Below are 16374 nucleotides of genomic sequence, written 5' to 3'. Positions count from 1 at the left end.
TCATTGAAGAGTGGACATCAAAATGTAAAGTCAATAGTTTGTAAAGTCCAGTTACAAACTATTGGCTTTTTTCATTACTGTGTAACAAGTAAATTTACGATAAAGAAATAAGGATAGTCGGCTCTTATTTGTTGCCTGCGGAGCAGATCAACAAATAAATGTTGAAGAATCTGTATAGGAAAACAGAGAAAACAAGAAGCAAATCACTTCTTATTCTCTCTGCTGTTCAAGATACCGTCAATCGTACCTTGAATGATTTTTAATTCATTATCACTCAATAAATCAAGTGACGAATCTATCTGACGGCGGGCTGTGTTTTTCTCAACATTCTTCGCTGGATAGAAATACTCGTCAACAGATATATTGAACATTGTAACTAAATCATGGAATAACTGAAAGCTAGGGTGTTTTCCGATATTTTCAATATCTGCGATATGACGTTCTCCGTAAAAGACTTTATCGCCTAAATCATTTCTGGAAAGCCCTGCTTTCTCTCTGGCTTCTCTGATTGCCAGTCCTAAAGGACGAAAATCAAAGCTGTGTGTATCTTTCTTTTTTCTCATTTTTAATCACCTAGCATGAGTTTATACTTCATGTTGTGCGATTAGAATGTATTAAAAACTCATATTATATGCACTATAAATTCAAATAAAGTATTACCTAGTTCGGTAAATAAAAAAAACCGTTCTGTGAGTAATCTCTTTTATAATGTCCAAAAATATAGGGACGGTTTTGGTATAACCAGAGCTGTCCTTTTTCTATTTTCACAGGATTGCTCTGGTCAAGGAGCAATTTGTGATTCTAAGTAAAACAGGCAGTCTATACCAACAACCGAATTTATTCCGTTTTTTTCTTAGTACATCATCAGTCCTTGAACATGAATTAAAAACTCATATATCAGATGTTTTAAAAACAGTCTATTTGTTATTGATGCAAATAGGCTGTTTTCATATTTACAAAAAATTTTTTCAATCCTGCAACAAATCACACCCTGCCGTACAGATATGGTGCGGAAAGAGGGATACATACTTTTCACTTTATAGAGAAAGGGGGTGTGATTTTGAAACCATCAGACTTCCAAAAGACAATACAGTGTCAGTTTGATTGTAAGCTCAAAAAGGTTGTGAAAGGCATTGTCCGCAACTACCGCAAGGAATTAGCCAGACGACAGGCAAAGGAAGTATCCTTTTGTGAGCTTCCAGAGATTGTTGTTGAGAAATTGATTGTATGGGACGATTACGAAAGTGAATATACAACATTCGATGTGTGCGGTACAGAAATCCGTGTACTTGATGAAGAACTTGCAGAAGCACTGAAACAGTTGCCGGAGCAAAGCCGGAACATTGTATTGATGTTTTTCTTCTTGGATATGAGCGATTCGGAGATAGGCGAAAAGCTGAATATCAACCGAAGCACATCATATAGGCACAGAAGAAATTCACTTGAAGAAATCAGAAAGCAGTTAAAGGAGAAGAAAACAAATGAAGAATAAGCAACACACACTTCCATCATTTTTTCTCATATCATCAGCCGTGGACGGTAACGAAAACGCCATAGAAAAGCTGTTGCTGTTCTATGAAGCCTATATATCAAAATGCTGTTTACGCCCGTTTTACGATGAATACGGCAACGTATACATTGTGGTTGATATGGAATTAAAGGGACGTATCAGAGAAGCCCTTTTGAAAATGATATGTGAATTTGAAATAGACGAACATTAAGTAATCTTTGAGCGGAGCATGATTTAATAAACTCCCCTCTTTCCTGTTCCGCTTTTTCTTATCATTCTGTATCAGTCCATTTGTAAAAATGAATTGATACAGGCTGACAAGAGCCTAACAGTTCTTTGACAAGTGAATAAAGCAGTCAGATACGTTTGTGCTTGCAGTGAGCCATCAGAGGTTGTACGCCGTGACTTTTCCAATCGGGAGATAGCGATTCATGCAATGATCTGGGAGCGACCGTTGGAAAAGTCGTTCTGCCATGACCTGCAACACAGGATAATGATACACCCGTATGACACGGTTCAGCCCACAGGAATGGGAATGGTTGAGATACCAGCGGAGCTTGCCGAAGCCGTCTGATTGCTTGTAAAACTATCTAACAACGATTTTGCAAGAAAAAATCATCTTAATAGAGCTTTTTTGCTCATCATTTGATATACTGATAGACAAGATATTGAGATTTCCTTATCTGGTCTATGGAAAGGAGGATTATGATTACCGTAACAAAAAAAGACCTCATAGCACTAGGTTATGGAACTTCTTTCTCGGCAGACATCATAAGAAAAGCAAAAAAACTTATGATTGAAAAAGGGCATACTTATTACCAATCCCGTAAATTGGACAGAGTACCCAAAGAAGCCGTGGAAGAATTATTAGGGATTACATTATCAGACACAAACGATTGATTGTACTTCTTGCATATCATGTAAGGAGTGAAATCATGGCAAAAGACCCTATTAAGAAAGCAGATAACGGAACTTATTATTTCAGAGCTAATTTAGGCTACAATCCCATTACCGGAAAACAGATACAGAAATACCGAAGTGGATTCAGAACGAAAAAAGAAGCAAAGGAAGAATATTCAAAACTGGTGTTAGCTTCTACCGAAGAATTAACAACAAAAAAAGATGGCGTTTCTTTTCAGCAATTTATAGAAGAAACCTACCTGCCATGGTATAAAACACAGGTAAAAGAAAGCACTTATCTTAATCGTGCTACTACCATCAAGAAACATTTTTCCTATTTCTACAAAATGGAAACAGACGAAATCGAACCTATTCATGTTCAAAACTGGCAGTTGAAACTTGCAAAAGATTTTAGCCCTAATTACATTCGTATCGTACAGGGAATGCTTTCTATCGCATTTGACAGAGCTATTGTTCTTGGAATTGCGAAGAAAAATCCTTCTCGTATGATAGGCAATATCAAAAGCAAGAAAACCAAAGTTGATTTCTGGACATTAGAAGAATTTCAAAAGGTTATTTCCTTACTCTGTAAGAAAGACTATTATGAACATTATCTGTTTATATCGTTCTGGTTATTATTTATGACTGGTATGCGAATTGGCGAAGCGTCAGCATTACATTGGTCAGACATAGATTTTGAAACAGGCTTGCTTAGCATTACCAAAACATTATATTACCGAACAATGACGGACTATAAATTCGTTGAGCCGAAAACACAGGCAAGTATCCGTACTATTTATATTGATTCAGATACACTCAATGAGCTAAAGGCTTGGCAAAGTGTTCAGCAACAGGTTCTTCCCGATTGTCCACTTGTACTAAGTTATAACGGAACTCCAACCAGTAAAACAACGCTTCCCAGAGCTTTGGAAAAGTTGTCAAATTTAGCAGGTGTTCATCGTATTAAAATTCATGCCTTGCGACATTCACACGCTTCATTGCTTATCAGCATGGGCGAAAATCCTTTACTTATCAAGGAACGTTTAGGACATGAAAAAATACAGACAACACTCGGCACTTATGGTCATCTGTATCCAAATACGAATCTTGAAGTTGCTAAAAAGCTGACTGGAATATTACAAGTACAATCTGCTACTGAAAGCATTGCTAATTATACCAGCAATCAACATACAGCAATCTATCACAGAACAGTTGAAAAAAAATAATGCAATGAAAATGCAATCCTATAAAGGAAAAGCTGTAAAACCCTTGTAAACAAAGGCTTTACAGCTCAGCTTCAACTATTCAAACTCTACAAAGACTAACGCTTTTTGTTTAGGAATTATTCTCTGTAATGTTTCTCGTTCTTTTGATTATTTGATATATCCATATTATCCTGCCTATACGAGCTAATGTTATCATTTTGTTATCGGCATTGATAACACCTACTCGATAACTGTGGATAATAACTATATGTAGCATGTCAAATTATAAGCTATTTTGCTTAGAGATTCAACACAAAACTGAAATTTTACTTTTCCTTATATTCATCTGGTATTGCTATTTGAAATGTTTCACACAACAGCATCACATCATGCACATCATTTTTATCGTGTTCATATCCCAAATGAAGCATTACCTGACTCAATGGTTCAATACAAGAAACAGTTATATCTCCAACTTTTCCAATACCGGAAAAAGTTTTTGATGGAAATATATCTCCCTCATAAACAATTCCGTCATCTGTAAATTCAAAACAATGTAAATCAATGATTCTTTGTTTATCATCTTTCCAGACAGTATGACCATCCGTTGTATAATCAGTATTTACTTCCTCAAATCCATGCTGCTTAATCACATAAATATAATCATGATAATGTTTCAGTTCAACAAACAAATCAATATCATTGTGTATTCTTGATTCTCTTTTAAGAAGTGCATCAACACCCCATCCGCCATCTAAATATACTTTAATTTCGTTTTGCAAAGCATATTTTATAATTTCACATGCATCTTCTGTACGTACCATAATCTATCCTCCAAATTCAAATCTTTGTATGCTTTCCAACTCACTAAAAGCCTGAAATTTGTCAGTCTTTCATCCTTTTTGTTATCAATCACCAATTAGCTGTAATCCATTAGGATTTAGCTGATATATTTTATCGCACACCTCTTCAATATACTTTCTATCGTGAGAAATGCTAATGACAGCCCCCGGAAATTCTCGGAGCATTTTTCTTATTACCGGACCGGACAATGGTGAAAAATTTCTTGTCGGTTCATCCAGAATAAGAACATTTGCACCACTTAAGCTCATCCTCAAGAGAAGCACTTTCGCCTTTTGTCCGCCTGATAACTCCCGAATCGGATGCTCCATTTCATCTGGTGTGTATTTAAGTGAACCAAGGTATGTTCTAATTCTTGTACGCTCTTCTTTATCTCCTGTTTTATCAAGGTAATCAACCGGTGTAACATCCAAATCCAGCAGGTCTTCATAAGTTTGAGGCATATATTCTGCTTTAATGTCATTCCGATTTAGGAGTTCTTCCGCTATCTTTTTTAGAAGAGTCGTTTTTCCTGCCCCGTTGGCTCCTATCATACAGATTTTTTCTGAACCTTTTATTTTTAAATGAATTCCTTCTGCTAAAATTCTTTTGCCATCCGGAGTCACAAGCTTTGAAAGTTCATATTCTATGACCGTTTTTCCTGCGGGAATGTGTGAGTTTTCATCCCCTAATTTGACAAAGATTGCTTCTTCCTGTTCCGGCATCTGAGTCATATTTTCATCTTCTTTTTCAAATCTTCGTTCCATTGCCTTAACCGTATGCATTTTGTCCTTTAAGTTTTTGGCAACAGACGGTGCTTGTCTGGTACAACTTCTTAATGCACCTTGTACACTCTGCATAACTCTTTGATATTTTTCATCGCGAATCTTTTTCTCCCTACGGTCACTCAGTGCCCGCTGTTTTTGGATTTCAAATTTATGAAGCCGTTCTTCCACATAGCGTCTATAGGGAAGCTTTGCCACGGTATATCTCGCCTTTGTTTTTCGTATAATCTGCTCGATATGTATCACCATGTTGGCAGTACGCTCTATCAGCGTTTCATCGTGTGAAATAAAAAGCACAATGTGCTTCCAGTCATTTATGATTTTTTCCAGTAATGTAAGCGTCGCAATGTCGATGTCATTGGAAGGTTCGTCCAACAACAGCACAGAAACATCGCGAATGAAAAGCCTCATAAGTTGTGTCTTGACTTTTTCGCCTCCTGAAAGACTACCCATTGTCTGGTTACTGTAGAAAAAATCATTTTTCATTCCAAATTTTCCCGCAATAACAGACAATTCTTTAGGCGTTTTCTCCCAGAATATTTCCTCTTCAGAAAAATATTCGTATATTGTTTTTTCCTTATCTTCATCGAGCATCTCCTGCGGAAGATAACCAAGACGTTCGTGTCCCATTATCCTTTCCCCATCTGCTTCTATATAGTTTTCTACAAGCGACGGATTGTATATCCACTTCATTAATGTCGATTTCCCATTTCCCTCTTCTCCAATAATAACTGCCTTATCTCCATCATTTAGCACAAGGTTGAAATCATTAAGAATTATTCTCAGGTCTTTTTTATGTGTTAAATTTAATTTTTTTATCTGCAACATTAAAGTTTCTCCTTTTCGAAGTCTGAGCCAATTATTATTTTGAACACACAAAAACGAGTCTTTTTTGCATACGCAAAAATAGACTCGCTAAATAGCCCCTTATTTCTTTTCCAAAAGGAAAACAAAGGAAATGCCTCTTGCGATAATCCAACTTAAGCGTACACAAAACAAACCTATTCTCTACAGGCTCAATAACTATATGTGTCTTACTTAAATCAAATTATCTATTAATCATTTCCTCACCTTACACAAAATGTGCCTTTCTTTCTTCTAATGGCAATACTATCATACTGTATTTTTTGTGTCAATACATTTCACCTTATGGAAGTGCAAATTAAAATTTTCACTTCCTAATTATACATCCAACCATTACGAAATTCAATCTTTCACAACCTCTTTACAACCACAACCACAGCACTCCAGCAAACGCAGGAGCACCATACCGTAAAACGCTTATGTGTAAATCAACTCCGTTCCTACAACTTCCCTCACACAAGCCTGAATATTATTCATTCTTCCAATCCATTCGTAGGGATTATCTTTCTTTAATTGTTCCGTCACATCTTGTCTGTCGGCATATTCCTTTACCAGTCGAAGAAACATATCCTCTGCTTGCTTATCGACTTCTGCAAGATAACTATGCAGCTTTCCGCTTGTCAGCAGGTTCATATATAACACTTTATAGTGTTCCTTTAAATGCCTTGCATGTCGTTTCCCCCATAAACCAATCGGCTCTATTTCTTCTTCGGCTGGTACTGTGATGTTCGGCAATAAATAATCACCCACCTGTCTATAAGTTCCGCCCATTTCTTCAAAAATTGTCTTTGTCATTTTCCTTTTCCTCCTGTGATTTTTGTCTATCGTGATCGTGTATTATCACGCTTGCGACCTTTAACTGTTCTTGCCTGCTCCAACAAATCATCTATCTGTTTGCGACCAAAAACCTTACGGAGCAGGCTGTAATCTTTATTTTCTGCTTTTAGGATTTTGTTTTCTTCGGTCAATCTTTCATTGACTTTCTCCAAACGCTGATTGGTGCGGTATAACTGTGCATTCGCTGTATTCAGCCTATGATAGTTGTCCCACCCCTCAAAGCAGCGGGCAAGCACCGTTTTGACAAGTTGCTTCAATTTCCTTACAACCGGCTCTGCCATTTTGGTTTTATATGCCTTTGCAGTCATAAATTTCTCTGGTTCTGGCAACTGATATTTCGGTGCAGTATCAAGCTCTATTTCAAGATTTGACAGCTCGTCTTTTGCCTTATCATAGTTCAATACTCGTTCCGACAACACATCAAATTCAATCTGTTTCTGCTCGATTTTCGCACCTAATGCCGCCACTTCTTTTTCTCTTTCCTGCTTTTTATAATCCAAAACAGAAAGATGTTTTTCGTGTGTGCCTAAATGTTCCCACTCAATCCCATAACGTTCCATCACCGCCGCAAGCTGTTCTTTTTCGGACTGTATCCATTGCGACCACTCCGTATCGCCACGACTGCCGCCCTTAAAACCTTGCGTTGCAAGAGCCTGCTTTAGTGACACTCTTGTATCAAGTCCACGCTTGCTGCCTGTGGTAAAAGGTACAAAATCTATGTGCAGATGTGGTGTAGCTTCATCCATATGCAGATGAGCCGAGAACACCCGAAGCTGTGGATTTCGCTCCTGAAAACCCTGATAGTATTCATCTAAAATCTGCTTTGCCAGTTCTCCGTTTTCCGTATCGGCGTTCATATTTCCCTTACCGCCCACCTGTAAAATGATTTCGTGGAACGGTTTTTCCTGCTTGGAACTTCGGATTTTTTCATAATAATCTTTTATCTTTCGGTCTGACCTTATCTGCTTGGCATTGTATCTTTCCAATGCTTCATCAAACAATTCGTGATAAACTGTCTTTATATTTTCATTGCAGTAGTCGATATTGAGATGAGTACGAGTTCCGTCTACATTTTCTGCTCGGAACTTTCGGCTATTGTGATTGACCGAGCCTTTACCGACCATTGCACTTATCGTTCTCTGCATTTTTTCATCTCCCATCTGTAAATTTCAACATTCTCAGGTTTTGTTACTTTTGTCAAAAGTAACGCAAAAGCACTTTTGACGGGTACACCCATCAAAAATGCGACCTGTAAACAGGTTTTGCGTTCTCCGAAGGCTCTCCGAGGGGTGAGCGTGTGCCGGTGGCACACACGCCTGCGAACCGACCGAGCCAGCAGGCGAGACCAAAGAGCCGCCTTTGAAAAGGCACTCTCTGCACACTCCCCTAAACTTTATCCGGTGTCAAAGTGTGACGATGGTGACAATGTTTTTCACAGCGTGCTGCTCTCAAAAACATTGACACCTTTGACACCGTTTGTCACGCCGTCTGCTCGGTTTCTTTCCAAAGTGAAACCTTTCTTCCGTCGTGTGTGCGGCTGTTCTGATAACGGATACCGTAATCACGAAACAGCCTGCTTGCGTTGATACTGAGCCTTAAAGAAAGTACATTCGGCTTTATATCCACCGCAAGCCTTTCGCAAAGTTCCGAAGCAGTTCCTTCCCATCTGTCACTTTCCGAAAAGAGCGTATCCGCTATCTTCTCAAGCAGAGGTTCGGGCGGTTCTTTCCACATCTCCGTTTCCGATTTTGCAAAGTTCCACACCAATCGCTCGCTGTCCCTTACAAGATGGATTTTCATATCCTGCTGGTCTCTGCCAGCAACATCAAGTGTGGCATTGTTGGAAGTACGCTTGTCCTTACTGAGAACAAATGCACCGTCTGCCGCACCCATCAGACCATTCGTGCCTGAAATCATATCGAATATATCTTCCGATTTTTGTTTGCGTGTATGATGAACAATAAGCATTGAAACCTTGTAACTGTCTGCCAACGCTTTCAGCCTTGCCACAACATCATAATCACTTGCGTAGCTGTAATCTGCTCCGCCTGCTTCACGCACACGCTTTAAGGTGTCTATGATAATCAAGCCTGTGTCTGGGTGTTCCCTCATAAACCCTCTTATCTGTTCTTCCAGTCCGCCATTGACCGTTTTACATTCCGTTGCGAAATACAGATTGCCTGTCTCCTTTGCACCGAACATCTGAAACAATCGCTTCTGCAAACGTGGGTAATCATCTTCAAGGGCAAAATAAAGCACCGTTGCCTTACGCACCTTATACTCCCAAAGCGGTGTGCCTGTGCTGATATGATAGGCAAGCTGTGCCATCATAAAGCTCTTTCCCACTTTCGGGGAACCTACGAAAAGGTAAGTTCCCCTTTGGAGCAGACCGTCGATAAGTGGTGTCTGAACCTCAAACACCGTATCATACAGCGTTGTCATTGATACTGTTTTCAGATAGGAAGGGTCTAACTGTCTGAGTATTTCCCTTTGCATTTCTTCAAAAGATTGCTCGTACCCCTTGAAATCCGTATCCTGATTGACTATACTATTGTCAGTACATTTGGAAAGTGACTGTTCCGCATCTGTTGCCGCAGATACATTTGGAATAGTCATTTCTTTTTTATTCTCCATTCGCATCCTCTCCTTTCAAACCGCCGAGAATAATGGAAATCAGTTCTATTACACTCAGCAGTTCATCATCCACACCTTTTCCTGCTTCAATCCTTTTCAGTTCCGCAAGGACTGTGGCAAATTCCGTTTTCAACGCCTTATACACTCTCGGATTGCCCTGTACCACCACATCCTGATTTAAGCAACGGCGGTAACAATACTCCTGTTTTGGCAATCCTGATAGAGCTACAGCTCTGTTAATGAGTTCGTTTTCTTCGGGCGATACTCGAAACCCTACTGTGATATTCCTCCAACGATTTTTGTTATCTCTGTTCTTAGCTGACATTTTCAAAATCTCCTTTCCCTAAATCATCTAATTTTTCTGCCATCTCAATCTGCTTTGACGGAAAGAGGTGTGCGTACTGATAAGTAATATCAATACTTTCGTGACCAACTCGGTCAGCAATCGCCACCGCAGAAAAGCCCATATCAATCAAGAGTGAAATGTGGCTGTGACGGAGATCGTGAATGCGGATACGCTTCACGCCTGCCGCCTTTGCCCCTCTGTCCATCTCGTGATGAAGATAGCTTTTCGTCACCGTAAAGATACGGTCTTTCTTCTTCAATCCGTAAAGCATACCGAGATATTCTTTCATTTCCTCACACAGAAACTTCGGCATTTTAATCGTGCGGTTGCTCTTTTTCGTTTTCGGAGAAGTAATCACATCCTGCCCTTTCAAACGCTGATAGGATTTATTGATTGTGACTGTTTCCTTATCAAAGTTGAAATCTGCCGGAGTCAAAGCTAACAGCTCGCCCTCTCGGATACCGCACCAGTAAAGCATTTCAAACGCATAAAAGGAAACAGGCTTGTCCATCATCTCAAAAGAGAATTTCTTGTATTCTTCCTTTGTCCAGAACAGCATTTCCTTGTGTTCCTCACGTCCCATATTTCCCACCTTTGCCGCAGGATTGGAACGCAGTTCATAGTAGCGGACAGCGTGATTGAAAATGGCGGACAACTGATTGTGCAGCGTTTTCAGATACGTCTGTGAATAAGGCTTTTTCTTCTCATCACGATAGGCAAGCATTTCATTCTGCCAAGTAATAATCTCCTTTGTGGAAATCTCGCTGATTTTCAGTTTCCCGAAATACGGAAGTATCTTTGTGCGTATGATATGCTCTTTGGTAAGCCACGTGTTTTCCTTCAAACGGTTCTTCACATCATTGATATAAAGCTCCGTAAAGGCTTCAAAACTCATATCAAGGTCTGAAGAAGTCTGCAATTTGAACATTCTTTCCCATTCCTGTGCTTCTCGTTTGGTAGCAAAGCCACGCTTGCATTTCTGCTTGCGTTCCCCTTTCCAGTTCACATACCTTGCCATCACATACCAAGTACCGTTATCTTCATTCTTAAATACCGGCATTTACATTTCCCCCTTTCCTGCTCCGTAGAGCCTTTCGTAAAAATACTGGCGATTTACACGCCCTGCAATCGTAATAAAGCCCTTTGCTTTCAATTCCTCATTTAATTGTCTGATGAGTTTATATGCATAAGGTTTTGATACGTTTAGTTCCTGAGCCACATCTTCGGCTCGGATAAATCTGTTTTCCATATCCTTTTTCTTCCTTTCTTAAAATAATTTTTTGCTTGCCGCTTTCTCCGTGTTAAAGTTCCAACAGGCACTCCTGCTTGTCGGCAGGCGCTGTGCTGTCCCAATGCACCGCAGTACATCAGGCGCTCGCTCGTATAGGGGTTCCCGAAAAGTCGGAGACTTTTGGGGAAGAGGAGGAGCAGTGCAGCGAATGAGCTTTTGTGCTTGCACACAAGCGAACGATACGGAACTTGCTCCGACGAGGTCTTGGCGGTTTGGCTTTTCGGACGGTCATTCAGTTGTCGCATTAAGCATATTTGTTTAATTCGTAATTTATTTTACTAAACATATTTGCTATTGTCAAGTGGTTGCAAAGAAAATATTAAACATTTTTGTTTCGGTTTTTCTTGACTTCCACTAAACATTTCTGCTATACTTATTTCACTAAATATAAAAGGAGCGTATCATTATGGCTATCAGCGAAAGAATACATTTTTTCAGACTAATGCGTGGTATGACACAAAAGTATCTCGGTACAGCAATCGGTTTTCCAGAAAAGAGTGCTGATGTGCGTTTGGCACAGTACGAAACTGGTACACGCAAACCGAAAGCAGACCTTACAAATGCATTGGCACAGGTGCTTGATGTTTCTCCACAGGCTCTTGATGTTCCTGACATAGACAGCTATATCGGTCTTATGCACACTCTGTTTACCCTTGAAGATATTTACGGTCTTACTGTCAGTGAAGCAGACGGAGAGGTATGCTTAAAGGTCAACAAGGACAAAGGCAGAGAAGCATATGAACTCCTCAAAATGCTGTATGCTTGGAAAGAACAGGCAGACAAGCTATCTTCCGAAGAAATCAACAGAGAAGAATACGATAACTGGCGTTACCATTATCCAGAGTTCGACACCACACAGCGTTGGGCAAAAGTTCCATCACAGGAATTAAGTGACGCTCTCGTGGAAGCATTCAAAGACCACTTGAAAGATAAATAAGCACCTACAGGACCTGCCACTGGCAGCTCCCTACAGATGCTTTGGCAACGACAAAAAAGCCCTTAACTATGGTTATTAACCACAGCTAAGGGCTTAGTTTATAATATGGAATTTGTTCAGAGCCAAGCTCCGAACTTTAGTCTGCAAGCCACCTGTTAATTGTTCCGTTACCCATAAACCACTGGATAACAAGAATAATGGCACTTGCTATGACTGTTATCAATTTGTTATCAAAAGACTAATCGAAATCGCTGAAACCCGCATAAACACTGGCTTTTTTAAGCAACTCGATTTATTCAAACTCAATCGTTCCCGGCGGTTTACTCGTCAGATCATAGAATACTCTGTTAACCCCACGAACTTCATTGATAATTCTGCTCATTACTTTATCAAGTACTTCATACGGAATCTTTGCTGCCTCAGCAGTCATAAAATCTACCGTATTTACTGCACGAAGTGCAACTGCATAATCGTAAGTTCTCTCGTCACCCATAACACCAACGCTTCTCATGTTGGTCAGGGCTGCAAAATATTGTCCGATGCTGCGGTCAAGTCCCGCGTTTGCAATCTCTTCTCTGTAAATTGCATCTGCATCCTGTACGATCCGTACTTTTTCAGCCGTTACTTCTCCGATGATACGGATTCCAAGTCCCGGTCCCGGGAATGGCTGACGGAATACAAGCTTCTCCGGAAGTCCAAGTTCAAGACCCGCCTTGCGGACTTCATCTTTGAAGAGATCACGAAGTGGTTCAATGATTTCTTTGAAATCAACATACTCCGGAAGTCCTCCTACGTTGTGATGAGACTTGATCACTGCTGATTCTCCGCCAAGTCCGCTTTCTACAACGTCCGGGTAAATCGTTCCCTGTGCAAGGAATTCTACTGCACCGATCTTCTTTGCTTCTTCTTCAAAAATACGGATAAATTCTTCTCCGATAATTTTACGCTTTGCCTCCGGTTCTGTAACTCCGGCAAGCTTGCTGTAGTATCTTTCCTGTGCATTGACACGGATAAAGTTCAGGTCAAACTGACCATTCGGTCCAAATACTGCCTCAACTTCATCGCCTTCATTCTTACGAAGAAGACCGTGATCTACAAATACGCAGGTAAGCTGTTTGCCGATTGCTCTGGAAAGCAGTCCTGCTGCCACAGAGGAATCAACTCCGCCTGAAAGCGCAAGAAGTACTCTTCCGTCCCCAACTTTTTCACGGATTTCCTGGATGGTATTTTCAACAAATGCATCCATCTTCCATTCGCCGACACATCCACAGACATTCTTTACAAAGTTGTTGATCATCTTGGTTCCTTCCGGTGTATGAAGCACTTCAGGATGGAACTGGATTGCATAAAGCTTTTCTGCTGCATTTTCTGCTGCTGCTACCGGACAGTCTGCTGTGTGTGCAGTAATCTCAAATCCCGGTGCCACCTGCGAAATATAATCAAAATGGCTCATCCAGCAGGTTGTTGTTGCAGATACATTTTCAAATACTTTGGAATCTTTCTTGTCGATGATGACTTCTGTCTTACCATATTCTCTGACGTCAGCTTTTTCAACTTTTCCGCCAAGTACGTGAGACATAAGCTGTGCACCATAACAAAGACCAAGTACCGGAATGCCAAGCTTAAAGAGTTCTTCAGAATAAGTCGGTGAATCCGGTTCGTAACAGCTATTCGGTCCTCCTGTCAGGATAATTCCCTTCGGGTTCATTGCTTTAATCTTTTCGATATCAATCTTATAAGAATAAATTTCGCAATATACATTACATTCCCTGACACGTCTTGCGACAAGCTGGTTATACTGTCCACCAAAGTCAAGTACAATCACTAATTCGTTCTTCAAGGTTTTCCTCCTGTAAAATACGATCCTTTCAGACCGCTTTTTCTATTTATTGCTTTTATATTTTATTATAGTAGAGCTCTGGATGTTTTACAAGCATTTTCTATCGCCCGAACCAAAGTTTGAACTCTGGTCTGCAATTAAAACTCATATTCAGGCATCATCTTTCTAACCATCTTACAAATGACAACTTTCTTCTGTATTTACACAATTGCCCCATGTTTCCACTTTCCATTAAAGTACCGGATAATAAAACAGATTGCACGTACTACCCAGTCGATCACCATTGCAACCCACACGCCAAATACTCCCAGTCCCATATATTTTCCTACCAGATAACTGAATCCGATCCGGAAAATCCACATCGACACAATCGATGTATACATACAGGCTTTTGCATCTCCTGCCGCACGATACGCTGCTGGAAGGGCAAATGAAAGTGGCCAGATAATCATTGCACTGATTCCATGGAAATGAATAATATTTGTTGCTGCCGCAGCTGTCTGATCTGACAAATTGTATGCTTTCAAAATCAATGGAAGTGCAAGGAAAATAAGTGCTACCGTTCCCACCATTGCCACATAAATGATCGCAAGCAGTTTTTTCAGATAGTAACGTACCTGTTCATAGTCATTTGCGCCGACGCACTGGGAAATAACTGTCGTAATTGCCAGCGAGATCGCCATTCCAGGAAGAATCTGGAACAGCGCAATCGCATTGGAAACTGCATTTGCCGCAATTGCATAAGTACCGAAGGTTGAAACCAGACTCAGCACTAAAATTTTGCCCAGCTGAAACATACTGTTTTCCAGACCATTGGGAACCCCAATTGCAAGTATTTTCCGTATCATTCTTCCATCAAACCGGATTTTCAGTGTCCGCTCAATATGCAAGATACGTGTCTGATTGCAGAGCAACACTGTTATCACTATCGCGGCAACCATTCTGGAAATCAGTGTCGGTATTGCAACACCCGCCGTTCCGATCCGTAATCCGAACACAAGAATTGCATTTCCGGTTACATTGATTGCATTCATCAAAAGCGATACCCGCATGGATACCTGCGAATTCCCCATCGCACGGAAAATTGCTGCCCCACCATTATATAACGCGATAAATGGAATCGAAGCTGTTACAATTAGCAGATAAATATCTGCATTTCCTTTTACTTCCGCTGTAATGTGACCAAATACCTGATTCAGAATTATATCTTTTCCGAAGTAAACCAATATCATGATCGCAACCGCACTAAGACTCACAAACCATACCAGCTGTGTAGCCGCTTTACATGCTGATTTTTCATCTTTCCTGCCAATATACTGTCCGGCAACAACTGCTCCACCAGTCGCCAGTGCTGCAAAAATATTGATGATCAGAATCATAATATTGTCAACCAGCGACACGCCCGACACAGCTGCTTCTCCAACATTTGCAACCATAATAGAATCTGCCATCCCAACAAAAACTGCCAATAACTGCTCGATTACCAAAGGTCCGATCAGATTTGCCAGTTCCCGATTGGAAAACAAATAATGACTTCGATCCTGTTTTTGTTTCGTTTTCCCCATTCTTCTCTTTTCCTGTCCCTTCTCTTTTGTATATCCCCGTTTTCTCTATTATATACTGTAAAAATGTAATACACCATCTTTTTGCAAAGAAAAGGATTTTTTATGCGTGCTGATGCAGGTACTTTTCTCTGGTAGCAAGTCCGCCCCGGATGTGCCGTTCCGATTTGTTCAGATCCAGAACCTTTCGCGCCTCACCTGCAAGAGATGGGTTGATCTGGAGAAGGCGTTCTGTTACATCTTTATGTATGGTACTCTTACTTACCCCAAACGCCACCGCCGTCTGCCTCACCGTCGCCTTATTTTCAATAATATAATAAGCAATCTCAACCGCTCTCTCCTCGATATAATCTTTCATAAAAACCCCTGCATAGTTTGTTTTTTTACAATCTATGCAAAGGCGAAGGGATGTATGTCTGATTAAACTTCCTTCAAAAATATCTCATTCAATTTCTCCCAACTTACCTTTTTTTCTTCCCCTAATTTTCCCGCTTTCTCTCTCAATCCTGCTATTTCACTCTCCAGAATCCACTGACCTGCCAGTAATATTTTACCATGCTCTTTTTCTTCTATTTCATGAAGTTTTTGTACTATTATTTTTTCCATCAGCTTCCCCTGCTTTTCCTTTCTAGCCTATAGCTGCACGCGGCGTGCAGTCAAAGGCTTTTATTTTGGAATTCTGGTTATCTTCTCCATCCTTCCTTGAAAGGGCATGTTTATTTCGCGAATTCTCCAGATTGACTTTCCCCTCCTCATAAGTTATCCTTATCATAGTACGCCATGCTGACATATTTGCAGCACTGGTGAATTTTATTATTTTTAC

At 40.3% G+C, this 16374-nt stretch carries 18 protein-coding genes; 5 read left to right on the top strand and 13 right to left on the bottom strand.

What is annotated here, in order from left to right:
• Nucleotides 1-203 precede the first annotated feature (203 nt).
• Nucleotides 204-563, bottom strand: a complete 360-nt coding sequence (locus tag PGU50_RS06490; RefSeq protein ID WP_005342894.1) for a helix-turn-helix transcriptional regulator — start codon at nucleotides 561-563, stop codon at nucleotides 204-206.
• A 497-nt stretch (nucleotides 564-1060) separates the two neighbouring features.
• Here PGU50_RS06490 and PGU50_RS06485 point away from each other — a divergent pair, with 497 nt between their 5' ends.
• From PGU50_RS06485 to PGU50_RS06470, 4 genes are all read left to right on the top strand, one after another.
• Entirely contained in the window at nucleotides 1061-1492 is a 432-nt protein-coding gene (locus tag PGU50_RS06485; RefSeq protein WP_044925118.1) for an RNA polymerase sigma factor, read from the top strand.
• Nucleotides 1482-1721: a helix-turn-helix domain-containing protein gene (locus tag PGU50_RS06480; protein ID WP_005423216.1), complete on the top strand. Its 240-nt coding sequence runs from the start codon at nucleotides 1482-1484 to the stop codon at nucleotides 1719-1721. Before PGU50_RS06485 ends, PGU50_RS06480 begins: the two co-directional genes overlap by 11 nt.
• A 494-nt stretch (nucleotides 1722-2215) precedes the next feature.
• On the top strand, nucleotides 2216-2410 hold the full coding sequence (locus PGU50_RS06475; RefSeq protein WP_009265203.1) for a DUF3173 domain-containing protein: 195 nt from the start codon (nucleotides 2216-2218) through the stop codon (nucleotides 2408-2410).
• A 35-nt stretch (nucleotides 2411-2445) separates the two neighbouring features.
• Nucleotides 2446-3636, top strand: a complete 1191-nt coding sequence (locus tag PGU50_RS06470; RefSeq protein ID WP_009265204.1) for a site-specific integrase — start codon at nucleotides 2446-2448, stop codon at nucleotides 3634-3636.
• 305 nt (nucleotides 3637-3941) lie between these two features.
• Here the strand turns inward: PGU50_RS06470 and PGU50_RS06465 are convergent, their stop codons facing one another.
• The 8 genes from PGU50_RS06465 to PGU50_RS06430 form a co-directional block, all read right to left on the bottom strand.
• The gene (locus tag PGU50_RS06465; RefSeq protein WP_009247521.1) at nucleotides 3942-4439 is read right to left on the bottom strand and encodes a nucleotidyltransferase domain-containing protein; all 498 of its coding nucleotides are present in this window, start codon (nucleotides 4437-4439) and stop codon (nucleotides 3942-3944) included.
• An 84-nt stretch (nucleotides 4440-4523) separates the two neighbouring features.
• Nucleotides 4524-6068, bottom strand: coding sequence for an ATP-binding cassette domain-containing protein (locus PGU50_RS06460; RefSeq protein WP_009247522.1), 1545 nt, complete (start codon nucleotides 6066-6068; stop codon nucleotides 4524-4526).
• 453 nt (nucleotides 6069-6521) lie between these two features.
• Entirely contained in the window at nucleotides 6522-6899 is a 378-nt protein-coding gene (locus PGU50_RS06455; RefSeq protein WP_009247523.1) for a TnpV protein, read from the bottom strand.
• 26 nt (nucleotides 6900-6925) lie between these two features.
• The gene (locus PGU50_RS06450) at nucleotides 6926-8065 is read right to left on the bottom strand and encodes a plasmid recombination protein (protein WP_019190307.1); all 1140 of its coding nucleotides are present in this window, start codon (nucleotides 8063-8065) and stop codon (nucleotides 6926-6928) included.
• A gap of 355 nt (nucleotides 8066-8420) precedes the next feature.
• Nucleotides 8421-9575: an AAA family ATPase gene (locus PGU50_RS06445; RefSeq protein ID WP_009247525.1), complete on the bottom strand. Its 1155-nt coding sequence runs from the start codon at nucleotides 9573-9575 to the stop codon at nucleotides 8421-8423.
• The gene (locus PGU50_RS06440) at nucleotides 9565-9900 is read right to left on the bottom strand and encodes a plasmid mobilization protein (protein WP_009247526.1); all 336 of its coding nucleotides are present in this window, start codon (nucleotides 9898-9900) and stop codon (nucleotides 9565-9567) included. Before PGU50_RS06440 ends, PGU50_RS06445 begins: the two co-directional genes overlap by 11 nt.
• Nucleotides 9890-10981, bottom strand: coding sequence for a site-specific integrase (locus PGU50_RS06435; RefSeq protein WP_009247527.1), 1092 nt, complete (start codon nucleotides 10979-10981; stop codon nucleotides 9890-9892). The genes PGU50_RS06440 and PGU50_RS06435 overlap by 11 nt, the downstream gene beginning before the upstream one ends.
• Entirely contained in the window at nucleotides 10982-11170 is a 189-nt protein-coding gene (locus PGU50_RS06430) for a transcriptional regulator (protein WP_009247528.1), read from the bottom strand.
• A gap of 448 nt (nucleotides 11171-11618) precedes the next feature.
• Between PGU50_RS06430 and PGU50_RS06425 the strand changes: the two genes are divergently transcribed.
• Nucleotides 11619-12149: a helix-turn-helix domain-containing protein gene (locus PGU50_RS06425; RefSeq protein ID WP_009247529.1), complete on the top strand. Its 531-nt coding sequence runs from the start codon at nucleotides 11619-11621 to the stop codon at nucleotides 12147-12149.
• A gap of 292 nt (nucleotides 12150-12441) precedes the next feature.
• Here PGU50_RS06425 and guaA read toward each other — a convergent pair whose 3' ends face one another.
• From guaA to PGU50_RS06405, 4 genes are all read right to left on the bottom strand, one after another.
• Entirely contained in the window at nucleotides 12442-13989 is a 1548-nt protein-coding gene (gene guaA / locus PGU50_RS06420) for a glutamine-hydrolyzing GMP synthase (RefSeq protein ID WP_117558786.1), read from the bottom strand.
• A gap of 200 nt (nucleotides 13990-14189) precedes the next feature.
• Nucleotides 14190-15554 (bottom strand): MATE family efflux transporter, encoded by a 1365-nt coding sequence (locus tag PGU50_RS06415; RefSeq protein ID WP_270246473.1) that lies wholly within the window; start codon nucleotides 15552-15554, stop codon nucleotides 14190-14192.
• Nucleotides 15555-15654: 100 nt separating this feature from the next.
• On the bottom strand, nucleotides 15655-15909 hold the full coding sequence (gene spoIIID / locus PGU50_RS06410; protein WP_055155744.1) for a sporulation transcriptional regulator SpoIIID: 255 nt from the start codon (nucleotides 15907-15909) through the stop codon (nucleotides 15655-15657).
• Between the two features lie 62 nt (nucleotides 15910-15971).
• A complete protein-coding gene (locus tag PGU50_RS06405) occupies nucleotides 15972-16157 on the bottom strand; it encodes a hypothetical protein (protein WP_055297325.1) in 186 nt (61 codons plus the stop codon).
• Nucleotides 16158-16374 lie beyond the last annotated feature (217 nt).

The sequence above is a fragment of the Coprococcus sp. AM11-30B genome, assembly GCF_027674365.1.
Taxonomy (GTDB): domain Bacteria; phylum Bacillota; class Clostridia; order Lachnospirales; family Lachnospiraceae; genus Allocoprococcus; species Allocoprococcus comes.
Note: the sequence above shows the minus strand (reverse complement) of the source record. Positions and strands in the feature narration are given on the sequence as shown.